Genomic DNA, 15,878 nt, shown 5'->3' on the forward strand with positions numbered 1-15,878 from the left:
CAAGACGCGATGAAAGAAATTACAGGAGTGATGGTTTCATACAGTTATTTGTGTTTGCGAAAGTTGTGGCTCTTTTCAAATCACCTAAATATGGAAGAGAATCATGAAAATGTCACTATTGGTAAACTATTGGACGAACATACCTATGAAAGGGAAAAGAAACATTTTTCAGTAGATGGGATCAACATCGATTTTATAAAGAAAAATGTGATCTATGAAATTAAAAAAAGCGATGCTGAACTGGAAATGGCGGTGAATCAGGTAAAATATTATCTGTATACGCTTCAGAAAAGAGGAATGGTCGTAAAATATGGGGTGATCAATGTCCCGACTAAAAAAATGACGAAAAACGTTGAGCTGACTAACAATGACATAATTGTGATCGAAGAGCGGCTGGCGTTTATACGGGAAATTATTGACAATTCGGTTATTCCTGAAAGAAAAAGAATTCCTGCCTGTAAAAGTTGTGCATATTTTGAATTGTGTTTTATTTGAGAGGTGAATGGATGAATCAGAGTTATTATATTTTTTCCGCGGGTGAATTGAAAAGGAAAGATAATTCATTGGCTTTTCTAAAATCGGATGGTTCAAAAACCGACATTCCGATTGAGCGTGTCTATGACCTTTATATTTTTGGAGAAATGACCTATAACACAAAACTTTTTAATTTTCTAGCTACGAAAGGGGTATGTGTACACTTATTTAATTATTATGATTTTTATACCGGCAGTTTTTATCCGAGGGAACAGCGAAATTCGGGAAAGCTCTTGGTGCAACAGGTCAGTTTTTATACAGATGAAGAAAAGCGTTTGAAATTGGCAAAAAATTTTATTGAAGCAGGTAGTTATAATATTTTTAGAAACATGCGCTATTATCATACTCGTGAAAAATGTAGTGGTGAGGCATTGGAAAAAGTTTCTGATTTAAGAAATGAAATTAATGATGCAACAGATATTCATATGTTGATGGGGATTGAAGGAAACATAAGGAAAGTTTATTATGAAACCTGGACGGATATTTTTTCGAAAGATGTTGAATTTGAAAAAAGAGTGAAGCAGCCACCGGATAACATGGTTAATACACTGATATCATTTCTAAATACCATGATGTATACTAAGGTGCTTTCAGAAATATATCAGACCCAATTAAATCCAACAATCAGCTATCTGCATGAACCAGGGGAGAAACGTTTTTCATTAGCATTGGATGTGGCAGAAGTATTTAAACCACTACTTGTGGATCGATTGATTTTTTCGCTAATCAATAAAGGTATCATTTCAGATTCTGATTTTTCGAAAGAAGAAAATTTTCTCCGAATGAAGGAACATACGGTTCAGAAAATTGTGCAGGAATTTGAGAATGAATTAAAGAGAACAATTAAACATAAAAAACTTAATCGTACCGTTTCTTATAATCACCTTATTCGCTTGGAATTGTATAAACTAATAAAGCATTTAATAAATGAAAAGTCTTATGAAGGGTTTAAAATGTGGTGGTAGTATGTACATTGTGCTGGTTTATGATATCAAGTTAAATGAAGGGGGGAGTAGGGTACTGAGAAATGTTTTTAAAAGCTGTAAGAAGTATCTGGTACATTTGCAGAATTCAGTTTTTGAGGGAGAAGTATCCCGTGATCAGCTTTTAGCGCTCAAGCTGGAACTGAAACAATATTTAAGAGAGGATGAGGATTCTTGTATTATTTTTAGAGCTAGAAACAATATTTGGATGAATAAAGAGTACCTTACAAATGAGGTGGATAAGAATACACAATTTCTCTAAAATGCAACTGTCGATGCTTGATAATGTAAAAAATATTGGAGACCGACAGATTTTTATGAGAAAACTAATGTTATTGTCTAATGATAAACTTGATATGTGAGGGCAATTGTTATAAGATTTATATAAGTAAGAAATATTATTCAGAAAATAAACTAAATGACGGATTGATAATCGAACCATATTGGAATGTAAAGTCCTGCTCAAGACAGGTAAAAATTTTAATCAACTAGATATTGATAATCGAACCATATTGGAATGTAAAGAGAACCTTTAAAGATGTATGAGCTTTAAGTTCTTCATTGATAATCGAACCATATTGGAATGTAAAGTTCTGTTTCTGAACGCAATGCAAAGCTTTATTATTGATTGATAATCGAACCATATTGGAATGTAAAGGTGTTATAAAGCAATCGGTAAGGGAATTCGATGACAGATTGATAATCGAACCATATTGGAATGTAAAGTGACCTTTAAAGATGTATGAGCTTTAAGTTCTTCCATTGATAATCGAACCATATTGGAATGTAAAGTATAACAAAATCGAGATTTGACGCATCACAAAGCCAATTGATAATCGAACCATATTGGAATGTAAAGGTATATAAAGAATTAGTTTGATGTGCCAATGTGTCAAATTGATAATCGAACCATATTGGAATGTAAAGACATTTTTACGTCTTTTCTTAAAGTGCCCATAGTAATTATTGATAATCGAACCATATTGGAATGTAAAGTTGGGATCGCAACGTGCTTACTTCCTTTTACACTAGCATTGATAATCGAACCATATTGGAATGTAAAGGATGATATACCAACGGAAGATACTGACCCTGTAGAATATATTGATAATCGAACCATATTGGAATGTAAAGGAAGTAGTTAATAATCGTGAAGAATTAAATCATTGGATTGATAATCGAACCATATTGGAATGTAAAGCTATAAAACAGATATTTGCTTGACTCGAATTAAAACATTGATAATCGAACCATATTGGAATGTAAAGCGATTCAAAATCATAGGACTTTTTATAATCTTCATATTGATAATCGAACCATATTGGAATGTAAAGCTTCGATTAGACGGAGATGCTTATGAAGTCAACGACATTGATAATCGAACCATATTGGAATGTAAAGTCCATCGACACATAGCCGTCATTTTCTTGTCTTGCTATTGATAATCGAACCATATTGGAATGTAAAGTTCTTAAGACCGTATTTTGCCATAAAATCTGTTTTTATTGATAATCGAACCATATTGGAATGTAAAGTAAAATCTGTTTTTTAATGGGTATTCGGATTTCGGTATATTGATAATCGAACCATATTGGAATGTAAAGAATATCAACAGTTTTTCGTTTATACATTGTTTTCGCCATTGATAATCGAACCATATTGGAATGTAAAGAAAAAAGTTGAAGCAATAGCAGGTGTCGATGATATAATTGATAATCGAACCATATTGGAATGTAAAGTATAATTCATCAGAGAAAACAGGATTAAAAACAATATTGATAATCGAACCATATTGGAATGTAAAGGCAGATTTAATATACCTTATGGGATTATTAGCTTCTATTGATAATCGAACCATATTGGAATGTAAAGTGATATGGACAGGTGGCAGCTGTTTAAAGATTACTGTATTGATAATCGAACCATATTGGAATGTAAAGTTAAACTTTCAATATGTATCAATGTCAATCGGTATTAATTGATAATCGAACCATATTGGAATGTAAAGAAAATACGATGAGCGTTTAGAGCTGAAAATCGTTAAATTGATAATCGAACCATATTGGAATGTAAAGATAGCTGGGACTTGCGTAAGTGATTGTGAACTATGCTATTGATAATCGAACCATATTGGAATGTAAAGCAAGATTACCATTATGGCGAGGATTGGTTAGCTTATCATTGATAATCGAACCATATTGGAATGTAAAGTTAATTCAAGTACCCATAATCATCGTATTCAATCCGCATTGATAATCGAACCATATTGGAATGTAAAGTGATCTGGCAAACTTCTCAACTTCTCTGGAATACTCATTGATAATCGAACCATATTGGAATGTAAAGAAAGCTTCGTGACACTCTCCGCATTATCAATAATCAATTGATAATCGAACCATATTGGAATGTAAAGGAGAATTAGGTAATGGGTCCAGATATGGAGAGATTGATTGATAATCGAACCATATTGGAATGTAAAGAGTCAAAAAGACGATTTAGAAACACAAGTTAATAACATTGATAATCGAACCATATTGGAATGTAAAGTCCAAAATGTCCCCTGATTATCAGAATGCTAGGTTGATTGATAATCGAACCATATTGGAATGTAAAGATGTCAATGATTAACAAGGCACTCATTGAAGATTTTCATTGATAATCGAACCATATTGGAATGTAAAGTGTATGATTGATTATATTGATAAAATGCATCTTGTTCATTGATAATCGAACCATATTGGAATGTAAAGCACTGTACGTTGAAGCACTCCAAAATCTCCCTATTGCTGATTGATAATCGAACCATATTGGAATGTAAAGGAATACCAGGTTGATATAATGATTCAAACCGTATTCATTGATAATCGAACCATATTGGAATGTAAAGGCTTAATCATCTGCAGGTCTGTTTCCAAAAGCTTCGATTGATAATCGAACCATATTGGAATGTAAAGCTTAGTCACCCAAGTGATTGCAATAATGTCAAAGGCTATTGATAATCGAACCATATTGGAATGTAAAGATGATTGTCTCGTACAGTAAAGCTGCCCCTTCAAGAGATTGATAATCGAACCATATTGGAATGTAAAGTCCTCAAATTCGAGCTTAATTTCCCATACTTCTCATTGATAATCGAACCATATTGGAATGTAAAGTAATAAATTAGGAGTAGCCGACATCGATTCACAATTATTGATAATCGAACCATATTGGAATGTAAAGCGCCACCACAAAACCCATTCTTCGATATTGGAATAATTGATAATCGAACCATATTGGAATGTAAAGAAAGAACCAAAAATTGATAAAAACGAGTATATCCATTGATAATCGAACCATATTGGAATGTAAAGTTTCACTATCTGTAAATTTTCACATTATTTCGGACTGAATTAGTCACAATAAATCGGATGAAAAAGGAAGAAATAATGCGAAAATAATGGCTTATTAAGAATATAAATCTCGTTTTTAATCACATAATCACGTTCCATTTTTCCAGAAAAAAAGGGAGATAACGCTGTCAGGCGTTAAATCCCGGCTTCTGCCGAAGCGGCAAAAACAATCTCTTCATCGATGAGATCAGTTTGCTTTTGAAAGGCGAGAATCAGACATTGGGTAACGAGATTGCCGACTAATCGAGGATAACCGCCAGTCGAAGACGAAATAGCTGCATAAGCATTCTCGTTGATCAGATTTCGTGAAACACCGGCATGTTTAAAGCGGTGTTTGATATAGTCTCTGACCTCATCCGGTGTCAGTGGTGAAAAATGAAAACGGGTCACCAGCCGCTGATCCAGCGAACGGTTCTGGTTTAAAGCCAGGCGGTTGGCCAGCGTTGGTAAACCGGTGAGTATCAGAATAAAAGGATTGCGTTTGTCCATGTCAAAGTTAAAAATGATGCTCAGATCGTGAAGAAACTGAGCTGAAGCCGACTGCATCTCATCGAGGATAAAGACAGGCGTGATGCGGCGCTTATCATAAAGATCGATAATCGCGTTCTGAATCTGAAAGAACAGCTCCACTTTGCGGAATTTCGGCTGTTCCCCGAGCGAAAAGGCCAGACCCCGGTAAAAGTCCATAGTTGTTCCGGAAGACATCGGGAAATACATGACCTTATATAAGGACGGATTCAAATTGTCGGCAAAGACCCGCAGGGTCGATGTTTTACCAACCCCGGGGTCACCGGTAATCAGACCAAAACCTTTGGTGGTTTTGAGATAATCCAGTCGGGCCAGAACTTCCCTGTAAGCTTCGGACTGAAAGAGCATCGATGAATCAATGCTTTTGTCAAAGGGTGCCTGCCGGAACCCGAAAAATGATTTATACATGAGGAACACCGCCTAACGTGCTGTAGCTGATAACATTGTTATTGCGTTTGGCAATGGCATTGTCCGCCATGATGACTTTTTTGCAGGTAAGAATCCGGACACTGTTTTCATAAAGATAGATCTCATCAGGGCATTCATTGGGATAGCGGATATCCACGCTCTTGCCGATAAACATTGGCGAAGCTTCGAAAAGGGCGTTGTGCAGCGAAATGGTGGCATCCGACTTGACCTTTCTGGTTGCCCGGATCAGAAAGGCTTCATCAATGATCCGGGGATCAGAGAAATGTTTGATTCGGTCGCTCCCCCGCATATAAAAGACCATCGGTGCTTCATTGAGACTTGAATGAAGCTTATGATGATAATCCCGGGCCAGCCAGGCCTCAAAGCGCTGGTTGAGGACATCCAGATCCATCAGGTCGGAATCCGTCAAAAGCGGATAAAAACGACTGCGGACGGTTTTGAAAAAGCGCTCGATTTTGCCTTTGCTTTTGGGATCGTAAGGTCTGGTATTGACCAGTGCAATGCCCAGAGTGGCACAGGAAGTATTCAGTTGGTGAGAACGGAAAATCTTGCCATTATCAGCATAAAGCATGGTGGGCTTGCCACAGGTAAGTAAAGCAGATTTAAGGACATGAAGGAGATCTTCATTCTTTTCAGCCAGCATGAACTGAGCCCCGGTAATTCGCCGGGAAGCATCATCGATAAAAGCGATCAGATAGGTTTTGCGCTTTTTACCGTTAAGAGTCAGATATGGGCCGTGGGAAACATCGGTCTGCCACAGGGTGTTGATATCAACATGGGCAAAACGGCGGCGGTCAGCCGTATCCGTCTGGGATGGCTTTAACAGCTGATGTTTTTTCAGCAGCCGATACACTGTGGAATAGGAACAGTCAGAGCTGGTGAAGTGCCCTTCATGAATGAGCCACTCATGGAACAACTTCACCGATAAATGGATGTTTTCCGTTCGTAACGTAAGGAGCAGTTTAGTCGATTCCGCTGATAAAGCCCGGGAAGAACCCTTGTCTGTCCGAACCTTGGGCTTGAGCGCATCAAAACCATGACGCCGGTACAGACGGAGCCATTCCAGCAGGGTTTTGCGGTTGTAGGTGCGCGTGCCATAATGCGGAACATCATGGGTTTTGGCACTGATCTCATCCAGATAAGCGGCGTGGGACGAGACGGTATCCGTAAGCAATGGCGCAATCAGGCCATAGCGAAATAAAGCAATCAGTTCTTTGTCTTTTTCAGTCATTGTAAAAAAACCTCCGTTTTTAAAGAATTGAGGTTTTAAGGATCCATAAAACTCAGTAAATAGAGCATAACGGATCAATGGATAAAAGGCAAAGCAAAAGCTCTGTGGGCTAAATAGTTCTTCAAAAAAATGCGGAAGGATGGTACAATTAATGTGCCATAAATCCTTTCTTAAAATGATCGTGATATCTTTTGCCGAAGATGGGGGGCTTGCCCACCGAGTAGACCATTTCAAGAAGCTTTATGGCTTTTTTATGCCAAAAATCAGGAAAGTCGATTAAAGGATCATGGCAGATGCGAAAAAATTCAATCAGCCGGTTCAGACAAAGTAAAAAACGCCGGGTGATAAAGCGACGATGCTGATGCGCTAAAGTATTGGCATAATGAGCCCCGTTAAAGAAGGCCCAAAGCAGTTCCAGCAGAAATGGAAGCGCCAGCTGAAATCCTGGATGACAGAAAGAAGGCAGGACACTGACTGTCTTACCGCAATGAATACAGTAATGACGTTGGACCGGAATGGAGAAGACATCCTCATACCAGATCACATGCCGGTGATAGATACCATGAAGATGAAGTCGATGGCGGGTGTAACAATGTGGACAGCTGTCAATACGAACTCTTTCAGTGGTGTAGAATTCGGTGATATAATCCAGCGGGTGGTCAGAAAAGTGTTCCAGATGAACCATGGTTTGTGCTTCCTTAAAGTGACTAATGATTAATCATTATACCATAATTGAAAAGCCAGGTTTGCCGGAATAATTTGATTAGTTCAGGGCTCTTTTGACATTTATAATTTGCTAATTAACAACTATCCGGTATGTGTTCTGTCGGTCGTCTGCCATTGATAATCGAACCATATTGGAATGTAAAGGGAAAAAGGAAGCCCTTCAAGGAAACGGTGGAATCCATTGATAATCGAACCATATTGGAATGTAAAGTTTATCTTCATGAATAGAAAAATGGATTCTTCTATCATTGATAATCGAACCATATTGGAATGTAAAGCCAACAAGCTCATCTATTATTGACCCAAAACTTGAATTGATAATCGAACCATATTGGAATGTAAAGATATTTATTAAAGAGGTATAAACATGGACCAGGCCAATTGATAATCGAACCATATTGGAATGTAAAGAACGATTATATGGAACTGGGAAACCACTCGGAATTATTGATAATCGAACCATATTGGAATGTAAAGATGATTACGATCCAATCTCTGAATACTGGGAGTTAAATTGATAATCGAACCATATTGGAATGTAAAGCGCTACGGAGTTGGCGGCCTTGATTTATCTAATACGATTGATAATCGAACCATATTGGAATGTAAAGCCTGATCCGGTACTTGAACAAATAGAACGACTTCTTATTGATAATCGAACCATATTGGAATGTAAAGTTTGATTCGGTATCAATATCAGCAGCACCAAGCGAATTGATAATCGAACCATATTGGAATGTAAAGTCCAGCATGTTGGCCAGCTGATTCCAGATGGTTGCATTGATAATCGAACCATATTGGAATGTAAAGGAAAATTGATGGAGCAGTGGCCATGATTATTGCCATTGATAATCGAACCATATTGGAATGTAAAGGAAGTAGTTAATAATCGTGAAGAATTAAATCATTGATTGATAATCGAACCATATTGGAATGTAAAGTCTATCAGTGGTGGTGCTAGGTTGGGTAGATCATCCATTGATAATCGAACCATATTGGAATGTAAAGGTATTAACATCGACAGTATTTCCTAGGCCATCATAATTGATAATCGAACCATATTGGAATGTAAAGTAAATCATAACCTTTCATCGCATTCCTCGGCTTTCAATTGATAATCGAACCATATTGGAATGTAAAGTTGTGCGAAAAACCCATGTTTGCATAGGTTTCAAGCATTGATAATCGAACCATATTGGAATGTAAAGCCTCTCATTACTGTGAAGCAGAAATATCTAACCGCAATTGATAATCGAACCATATTGGAATGTAAAGTTCGATAAAGAATGGAGTGCTTACGTTCAAACTTTCATTGATAATCGAACCATATTGGAATGTAAAGTTTTTTATAGAATGGTATAAGTCTAAAACTAATAATATTGATAATCGAACCATATTGGAATGTAAAGATAACAGATACATATTCTGATGCATCCGTAAATACTGATTGATAATCGAACCATATTGGAATGTAAAGTAGAATAAGTCATATTATTTCCCCTCTCTTTAATATATTGATAATCGAACCATATTGGAATGTAAAGTTGTAGGAAGATGATGTATGGATCGAAACGAACGATATTGATAATCGAACCATATTGGAATGTAAAGATTGAAGATCTGGTTTATGTGACCGCCACAGGAAGTAATTGATAATCGAACCATATTGGAATGTAAAGACTTGTTACTGATCCAAAAACAGCTGAATCATTCAGATTGATAATCGAACCATATTGGAATGTAAAGATTCTCACGCCCTACTGGATTACATGATAAGATAAATTGATAATCGAACCATATTGGAATGTAAAGACGCTGTAAGATCATTGCAATTGGATGGCGTTCAGGATTGATAATCGAACCATATTGGAATGTAAAGCACGTTATAACCATAGGTGTATTAAAGTGTTCACGTAATTGATAATCGAACCATATTGGAATGTAAAGTTAACAGAAAAGAATCATCAGTATATTCATAATGAGATTGATAATCGAACCATATTGGAATGTAAAGTCAACACAATGCCAGGTACTGGCAAACGGGGATATGAATTGATAATCGAACCATATTGGAATGTAAAGTTTGATAGGTAGGCTTTTTAATTAGGGGTTTAACAGTATTGATAATTGAACCATATTGGAATGTAAAGTTTAAGGGCCTCAATTCGCCGTGATTCATCAATTGTTATTGATAATCGAACCATATTGGAATGTAAAGTATGTAGAGCCATAACTATAATCAGAAAAACAAGCTAATTGATAATCGAACCATATTGGAATGTAAAGTCCCAATGTTTCATCTGCCTGATTTCTTATATCTTCATTGATAATCGAACCATATTGGAATGTAAAGTATATTGTTTTAAAGTCAGGAGATAAATATATGCTTGATTGATAATCGAACCATATTGGAATGTAAAGTCCTTATTCTTAAACCGGCGATCAATAGCCAGGGTGGAATTGATAATCGAACCATATTGGAATGTAAATGTTAATCTACCTCTCCCCATATCAGCCATCCACCTTATTGAAGTCATGCCATATTTGAATGCAAATCATTCTTGGCCTGTATTGCCAATGCTCTGATTGATAAAGGGATTCCAGTTCTGATGACAAGCTTCACCAGGCTCAGCCAGCAATTATATTCAGAGCAGGATAAAAACACCTTTCTTGCAGCCCTGAATCGATACGATCTTTTGAACATTGATGATCTGGGCGTAGAGCGAAAAAGCGACTATATGCTGGAGAATATGTTTAATGTCATAGATGAGCGCTACAAAAGTAAATAACCAATGATTATTATCACCAATCTGACACTGGAACAACTGGAAAATCCTTCATCGCTGGCACTGAGCCGCCTGTATGAAAGGATTTTGGAAAAGTGTACGCCGCTGGTCTTTGATGGGGAGAATTTGCGGGATGACAAGCGGTCTCAAAATTTTGAGCATGTTAAGAAGGTGCTGGGGTCCTAGGAAAAGTCTTGATTTGTAAGGAAATTAAAATATAATATACATACAATAATTTAAATAATATAAGTTATCCTGAATTATTCATCCAGCAATGAGCAATCTTAAAATCGAGAAACAACATCTTTTTCAAGGATTAAATACACAGACGGTTGAATTTCAACCCAAAAAGGGTAGACGAATCCCGTAGATGTTATTTTCAAGATTTTAAGTTGCCAAAGATCATCAGTTACTGTTATTCCAGCTGCGGAAGTTGTCTGATATTTTCTAAAGTTTTATAAAATTCATCTTTGTAGGGACAACTGCTACATAGCTTGAAATAAATATAGCTTGCTGCTTTTACGATTTTCGAAGCAATTTTTAGCAGCTTTAAACGAATGGTATCGATCTGCATCTTTTTCATGCTCTTCGGCAGAACCAATCGTCTGAAACAATTAAACAGATTATAAGCCAACACATGCAGTTGCAGTCGGTTGGCATTGACTACTTTGGATTTACTTCCGGTAGAAGCGAAGCCAAATCCGGACTTGCTTTCTTTGATGAAATTCTCCATAGTGCCTCGGTTACGATAGTATCTTAGGATTTCTTCAGGTTTCAAGTCCATATTGGTTACAATGAAGGAATGCTGAATGGTGAACTGATTGCAAGGTTTCTCCACTTTAACAACTACCCTGCGCGGGTACTCCCACTTGCCTGCTTTGTAATAAAACTCATCATAGCGGACAATATACTGGGACATATCTTCTTTCATCGCTTCAAATATTTCATGATCAAGATGTTTCGCTTTGTCATTTAAAACACTGTTCGCTTTTAAACGGATCGCATAAGACACACCATTGGTTTCGCATTGCTTGTACAAATCAGGCGTTGCAAACCCGCTGTCACCACGTAAATACAGCTCTATGTCGGGATACTCCGTGAAATATTCATCAAGTAGAGGTTGCATAAAATCAACAACCCCAGTGGAACTGTAGTCCGTTCCATCACGGAGATCTGCTTTCAGCAGATCACCGGTTAATCCGTCGTAACAAAGTAATGGATGATAACCATGTACCCTGTAATGATAGTTGAAACCTTCACCTTCCTGTTTTCCATAGGTATTCAATAGGGTGGAGTCCAAATCCAGCAATACCTGTTTTGGACGTTTTATTTTATAAGCAGATGTCCGCATTGCTTTAATGATGGCATCAAATTTTGGCAGCGTTTTATCATCCATCCGGTTCCAGAATCTTGACAGAGTCGGTTGAGAAGCCAGTGCTTTTTTACCCAGAATGTTTGTAAAGACAGGTTCATTTGTCAATTCATCAGCATCGTCATCTTCAAAGTAACCAGCAATGATCTGATATACCATTTGGCACAGGTTTTGATCATCCTTATGCTGACGACTGGTCTTCTCATCAGTTTTGAAGTTGCTGACATGTTTATGGAAACTGAATTTATGAGCAAATTCTTTGATCAGAATCAGTCCGGAATCAGAGGATAAATCACCGCCATCGAAATTTATTTTGATTTTTTTATTGCTTTCTAACTGAAGTGCATCTAAACTAGACATATGAAGAGTTTCTCCTTTGTTTGGTTTTGGTTTGGTCACTTAAATTTTAACAAAGTTGGAGCTCTTTTTCTATTGTCTTAGCTTCACTTATTTAGTGAAAAGCAAAAATAATCAAAAACACTGTATCTATGCGGCACAATGTGCCGTTAATTGTATCTGGATGAATAATTCAGGGTTATAAATGCTAATATCTTTTTTAGAGGAGGAATATAATGAATAAATCTGAGCAGGCTTTAGAGCTTTTTAGTCAGGGGTTTAATTGCGCGCAGGCGATTTTATCGGTCTTTTGTGATGAATTTGACTTAAAAAGGGAAGCGGCATTAAAAATGACAAGTGGCTTTGGTGGTGGTTTGTGCCAGGGGGAGTTGTGTGGAGCTGTAAGCAGTGCTGTCATGGTACTGGGTCTAAAATATGGGCAAAGTGAAAAAGAAGATAATGAGGCCAAGGAAAATACTTATGATGTAGTTAATGACTTTTGCCGGAAGTTTAAGGCAATCAATGGTTCTATCATCTGCAATGGACTGCTAGATACTGATTTGAGCCAGACAAATGCCCGAAAAGAGGCCCGAGAAAAAGGACTCTTTAAAAAAATCTGTCCAAAAGTCATTGCTGATGCGGTGGTTATTCTGGAAGAAATGATCTAAGCGATTAACATTTTAACGGTTATGGACTGTCACAGACAATAAATTGGGAATAAGGCCTTTTCTATCTGTTTGGGAGTTCGTCTTCTGCTAACAAATAAAACGGCTTTTAAAGACGTCTTTATCTCTTTCTAGGCAAATTAATAAAGTCAGTTGCGTCTTTTAATGACCAACATAAGGTCTAATCATTCATTCATTTCCCAGCTGATGCAATTTTACCAGGCAGCGTCAAGCATTCTCTGAAGGCCATTGCAATCAGACTGACGAGGTTTTCCTTTATTAGTGATAATTATTTTGTTGTCGATATTACATTGAAATATTATTCATGAAAGCGTATACTATATTTCTACAGTTAATGAGTTGTAGCTGTTGTCCGTTTGCAAAATAGCTGTGAAAAAGCCGGTCTGGTATTTTTGACGATTAAAAAGAGGCAGTTGAGTCCAGCTTTAGTGTATAAAACTGAAAGAATGTGGGATTCAAAAGTTGAAAAACGGCAGAGTTAAAATTGTTGCTGGAATTTAATACAATCAGGCAAGATGTTTGAGTTGGAAATTGCTGCGCTCAGAGGATTTGAAATTCGGGAACAGAAAGGATTTAGGGATGAGAAGAAAGAAGATTTCGACTAGTAGATCGGTGGTGGCATTAGCCATTTTAGTGCTAATACCGCTGATATTCCCGTTGGGTGCTTTTGCCAAGGAAAGCGAGGACTCTTCGATTAATATCGGTACTGAATCAGAAATTGGTGTTAGCTACGGCGGCCATATTGAAAACTATGGTGATATAGCCTCAGTTTCTGGACCGGAAACCCTTGGTAGCAGTGGTCAGGGACTTCGAATTGAAGGCGTTTGGATCGAGCTGACTGGCGATGTTCCTGAAAGCGCAAGCATTAACTATCAGGTGCATGTCCAGGATCAAGGCTGGATGAAAGCAGTGAGTGATGGTGATTTTGCCGGAACTAGCGGTAAAGGACTGCGGGTAGAGTCGATTAAGATCTGGCTGGAAGACTTAGACGGATATGATGTATATTATCGCGGCCACGTTCAAAATGAAGGCAATATGCCGACGGAAGACGATGGAACATGGGGCTGGGTTAAAAACGGCCAGGAACTGGGAACAACCGGTTCGGGCTTAAGACTTGAAGAACTCCAGATAAGAATTGTCAAAGCAGAAGATTCGGAAAACGGTGATGAGGGTGAAGATGAGACATCGACACCAGTCGCGGTTACGGGGATAACCCTTGATAAAGAGTCCGTGACGCTGATTGCCGGTGGAGAAACTGATACTATCACGGCAACGGTATCGCCCTCAGATGCAAGCAACAAAGATATTATATGGACAACCAGCAATAGCGATATTGTTACCGTCAATAACGGGACTGTCACACCAGTAGAGGCTGGAACAGCTACGATTACTGCAACTGCGGCTTCTAACAGCGGCAGGACAGCGACGGTAGCGGTGACGGTTAAAGCTGGCACCTCGGCTATACTGATAACTTCTAAGACTTATTTTCCGAATGTGATTGTGAGATTAACCGGGGATAGCTTTTTATCAGAATCCCTTGAAGTCAGAGATTGGGTAATCGATACCGGGACAACCGGTATGTATAATAGTAGTAGTGGATGGGACCATGGAACATTGTATTTTGGCTTTTCACCGCATAGTGGAAATGAATATTCTGCGGGTACAATAACAATCCAATTAAACGGTGGTGTTTTGGCCAGTGGTGTTGATGCGGAACCGCTTACTGTTCAGCTCAGCGATACCCATGGTATTTCAACAACGCCAGTTGCCGGTGCCATCAGTATCGCAAAAACAGCTATAAGACAATCGAGTGTGGATTTTAATATTATATCTTCCCATACTGGCGGACTTTGGTATGTCTATTCAGATAGTAGAGGAGGACGAGTGGCTTCAGGGATCAGTGCCAGTTTTAACAATGGAATATTGACCTTATCCCATGAAGAAAATATACCTTCAGGTACATACTACATCGGCTGGATTGATGGACTTGGTGACTACCAGAGTGAGCTTTTAGCGTTAACCGTTACAGATTATTTTGTTCCGAGTAATGTAAAAGTCATCTCGGATACAAGTGTCGGCTCATTATATAACGGCAATCTGGTTGGTGTTCCGGAAGGGACAAAGGTCAGTGACTTAAAAGCCGGATTAACAGTATCTTTGTATGCAAATGCTGAGATTCTAAAAGGAGCAGGTGGGGCGGTTGTCGCAGACCAGGAAAATACAGATGTGACAGCCGAGATGGTAATTCAAGTGACTGCTCTGGATGGTTCGACAGCAGAGTATACCATTGCCATGGATTCGGCCACTGAATAGCATTTAAAATTGAATTAGTCACCAAAGGCTATAAGTAACTGGACTCAAATAGTTAGTATCAAAAAAGACGGCTTTCACAGCCGTCTTTTTCATTGATTATGCTTATTTTAAAGTCCTTAGTGCCTTAATGACCCATCATACTTCCTAATCGTTCATTCATTTCCCAGCTGATGTAAACTTCCCAGGCAGCGTCAAGCATATCCTGCAGGCTGTGGAATTCGGATTTTGAGGCGATGATCTTGTTGAGCTTATTCTGGTCAATGGCATCAAAAGCTTCCTGTGACTCAAAGGTTAAGCCGGTTTCCTCGATGAAGCTGTCATAATCGGCGAAAGATGTTTTTTCTTTCAGAAATTCATCGGTCAGAAGATTTTCAATTGGAATAATTTTATCTTCAGGGATTTCTTCGCTATTGTATTTGTTATCGGCCATAGTAATGCTCCTTCTTTTGAGAATTTAAGCGTTGCTTATAATTAAATTATAGGGGAAGAGCGGTCAGCTTGCAAGCTAAAAGGGTCAAAATTCCGTTGATAACGACCAGCAATTTCTTTTAATTTAAGAAAC

12 protein-coding genes and 2 CRISPR repeat arrays are annotated in these 15,878 nt (G+C 37.9%); of the genes, 7 read left to right on the plus strand and 5 right to left on the minus strand.

Annotated features, from left to right (window positions below; translation table 11 throughout):
* The first annotated feature begins 9 nt into the window (after nt 1-9).
* Genes Q5O24_04905 through cas2 form a run of 3 tightly spaced genes read left to right on the plus strand, consistent with a single transcriptional unit; the run spans nt 10 to nt 1,779 of the window.
* Nucleotides 10-495, plus strand: a complete 486-nt coding sequence (locus tag Q5O24_04905; GenBank protein WKY48658.1) for a CRISPR-associated protein Cas4 — start codon at nt 10-12, stop codon at nt 493-495.
* A gap of 11 nt (nt 496-506) precedes the next feature.
* Entirely contained in the window at nt 507-1,499 is a 993-nt protein-coding gene (cas1b, locus tag Q5O24_04910) for a type I-B CRISPR-associated endonuclease Cas1b (protein ID WKY48659.1), read from the plus strand.
* 1 nt (nt 1,500) lies between these two features.
* Nucleotides 1,501-1,779: a CRISPR-associated endonuclease Cas2 gene (cas2, locus tag Q5O24_04915; GenBank protein WKY49212.1), complete on the plus strand. Its 279-nt coding sequence runs from the start codon at nt 1,501-1,503 to the stop codon at nt 1,777-1,779.
* A 163-nt stretch (nt 1,780-1,942) separates the two neighbouring features.
* Nucleotides 1,943-4,870: a CRISPR direct-repeat array (repeat unit 31 nt; unit sequence ATTGATAATCGAACCATATTGGAATGTAAAG).
* A 174-nt stretch (nt 4,871-5,044) separates the two neighbouring features.
* Here cas2 and Q5O24_04920 read toward each other — a convergent pair.
* The 3 genes from Q5O24_04920 to Q5O24_04930 form a co-directional block, all read right to left on the minus strand.
* A complete protein-coding gene (locus tag Q5O24_04920) occupies nt 5,045-5,845 on the minus strand; it encodes an AAA family ATPase (protein ID WKY48660.1) in 801 nt (266 codons plus the stop codon).
* Nucleotides 5,838-7,097, minus strand: coding sequence for a DDE-type integrase/transposase/recombinase (locus Q5O24_04925; GenBank protein WKY48661.1), 1,260 nt, complete (start codon nt 7,095-7,097; stop codon nt 5,838-5,840). The genes Q5O24_04920 and Q5O24_04925 overlap by 8 nt, the downstream gene beginning before the upstream one ends.
* Nucleotides 7,098-7,245: 148 nt before the next feature.
* Nucleotides 7,246-7,782 (minus strand): transposase, encoded by a 537-nt coding sequence (locus Q5O24_04930; protein WKY48662.1) that lies wholly within the window; start codon nt 7,780-7,782, stop codon nt 7,246-7,248.
* Nucleotides 7,783-7,936: 154 nt separating this feature from the next.
* Nucleotides 7,937-10,379: direct repeats of the CRISPR family, unit length 31 nt; unit sequence ATTGATAATCGAACCATATTGGAATGTAAAG.
* 5 nt (nt 10,380-10,384) lie between these two features.
* Here Q5O24_04930 and Q5O24_04935 point away from each other — a divergent pair.
* The gene (locus Q5O24_04935) at nt 10,385-10,612 is read left to right on the plus strand and encodes a hypothetical protein (protein WKY48663.1); all 228 of its coding nucleotides are present in this window, start codon (nt 10,385-10,387) and stop codon (nt 10,610-10,612) included.
* Nucleotides 10,613-10,615: 3 nt separating this feature from the next.
* Nucleotides 10,616-10,795, plus strand: a complete 180-nt coding sequence (locus Q5O24_04940; protein ID WKY48664.1) for a hypothetical protein — start codon at nt 10,616-10,618, stop codon at nt 10,793-10,795.
* A gap of 229 nt (nt 10,796-11,024) precedes the next feature.
* On the opposite strand, the gene Q5O24_04945 is transcribed toward Q5O24_04940, so the two are convergent.
* Nucleotides 11,025-12,341: an IS1380 family transposase gene (locus Q5O24_04945; protein ID WKY48665.1), complete on the minus strand. Its 1,317-nt coding sequence runs from the start codon at nt 12,339-12,341 to the stop codon at nt 11,025-11,027.
* A gap of 212 nt (nt 12,342-12,553) precedes the next feature.
* Here Q5O24_04945 and Q5O24_04950 point away from each other — a divergent pair, with 212 nt between their 5' ends.
* Together Q5O24_04950 and Q5O24_04955 are read left to right on the plus strand one after the other, a co-directional pair.
* Nucleotides 12,554-12,985, plus strand: coding sequence for a C-GCAxxG-C-C family protein (locus Q5O24_04950; protein WKY48666.1), 432 nt, complete (start codon nt 12,554-12,556; stop codon nt 12,983-12,985).
* A gap of 597 nt (nt 12,986-13,582) precedes the next feature.
* Nucleotides 13,583-15,316 (plus strand): Ig domain-containing protein, encoded by a 1,734-nt coding sequence (locus tag Q5O24_04955; GenBank protein WKY48667.1) that lies wholly within the window; start codon nt 13,583-13,585, stop codon nt 15,314-15,316.
* A 124-nt stretch (nt 15,317-15,440) separates the two neighbouring features.
* Here the strand turns inward: Q5O24_04955 and Q5O24_04960 are convergent, their stop codons facing one another.
* Nucleotides 15,441-15,746, minus strand: a complete 306-nt coding sequence (locus Q5O24_04960) for a hypothetical protein (GenBank protein WKY48668.1) — start codon at nt 15,744-15,746, stop codon at nt 15,441-15,443.
* Nucleotides 15,747-15,878: the final 132 nt, after the last annotated feature.

It is taken from the genome of Eubacteriaceae bacterium ES3, from assembly GCA_030586155.1.
GTDB lineage: Bacteria > Bacillota > Clostridia > Eubacteriales > Eubacteriaceae > Acetobacterium.

Coding starts and splice junctions, on each gene's coding strand:
- cas2 (WKY49212.1), top strand. CDS start 1,501: ATGTACATTGTGCTGGTTTATGATATCAAGTTAAATGAAGGGGGGAGT.
- Q5O24_04920 (WKY48660.1), bottom strand. CDS start 5,845: ATGTATAAATCATTTTTCGGGTTCCGGCAGGCACCCTTTGACAAAAGC.
- cas1b (WKY48659.1), top strand. CDS start 507: ATGAATCAGAGTTATTATATTTTTTCCGCGGGTGAATTGAAAAGGAAA.
- Q5O24_04950 (WKY48666.1), top strand. CDS start 12,554: ATGAATAAATCTGAGCAGGCTTTAGAGCTTTTTAGTCAGGGGTTTAAT.
- Q5O24_04925 (WKY48661.1), bottom strand. CDS start 7,097: ATGACTGAAAAAGACAAAGAACTGATTGCTTTATTTCGCTATGGCCTG.
- Q5O24_04960 (WKY48668.1), bottom strand. CDS start 15,746: ATGGCCGATAACAAATACAATAGCGAAGAAATCCCTGAAGATAAAATT.
- Q5O24_04930 (WKY48662.1), bottom strand. CDS start 7,782: ATGGTTCATCTGGAACACTTTTCTGACCACCCGCTGGATTATATCACC.
- Q5O24_04945 (WKY48665.1), bottom strand. CDS start 12,341: ATGTCTAGTTTAGATGCACTTCAGTTAGAAAGCAATAAAAAAATCAAA.
- Q5O24_04905 (WKY48658.1), top strand. CDS start 10: ATGAAAGAAATTACAGGAGTGATGGTTTCATACAGTTATTTGTGTTTG.
- Q5O24_04940 (WKY48664.1), top strand. CDS start 10,616: ATGATTATTATCACCAATCTGACACTGGAACAACTGGAAAATCCTTCA.
- Q5O24_04955 (WKY48667.1), top strand. CDS start 13,583: ATGAGAAGAAAGAAGATTTCGACTAGTAGATCGGTGGTGGCATTAGCC.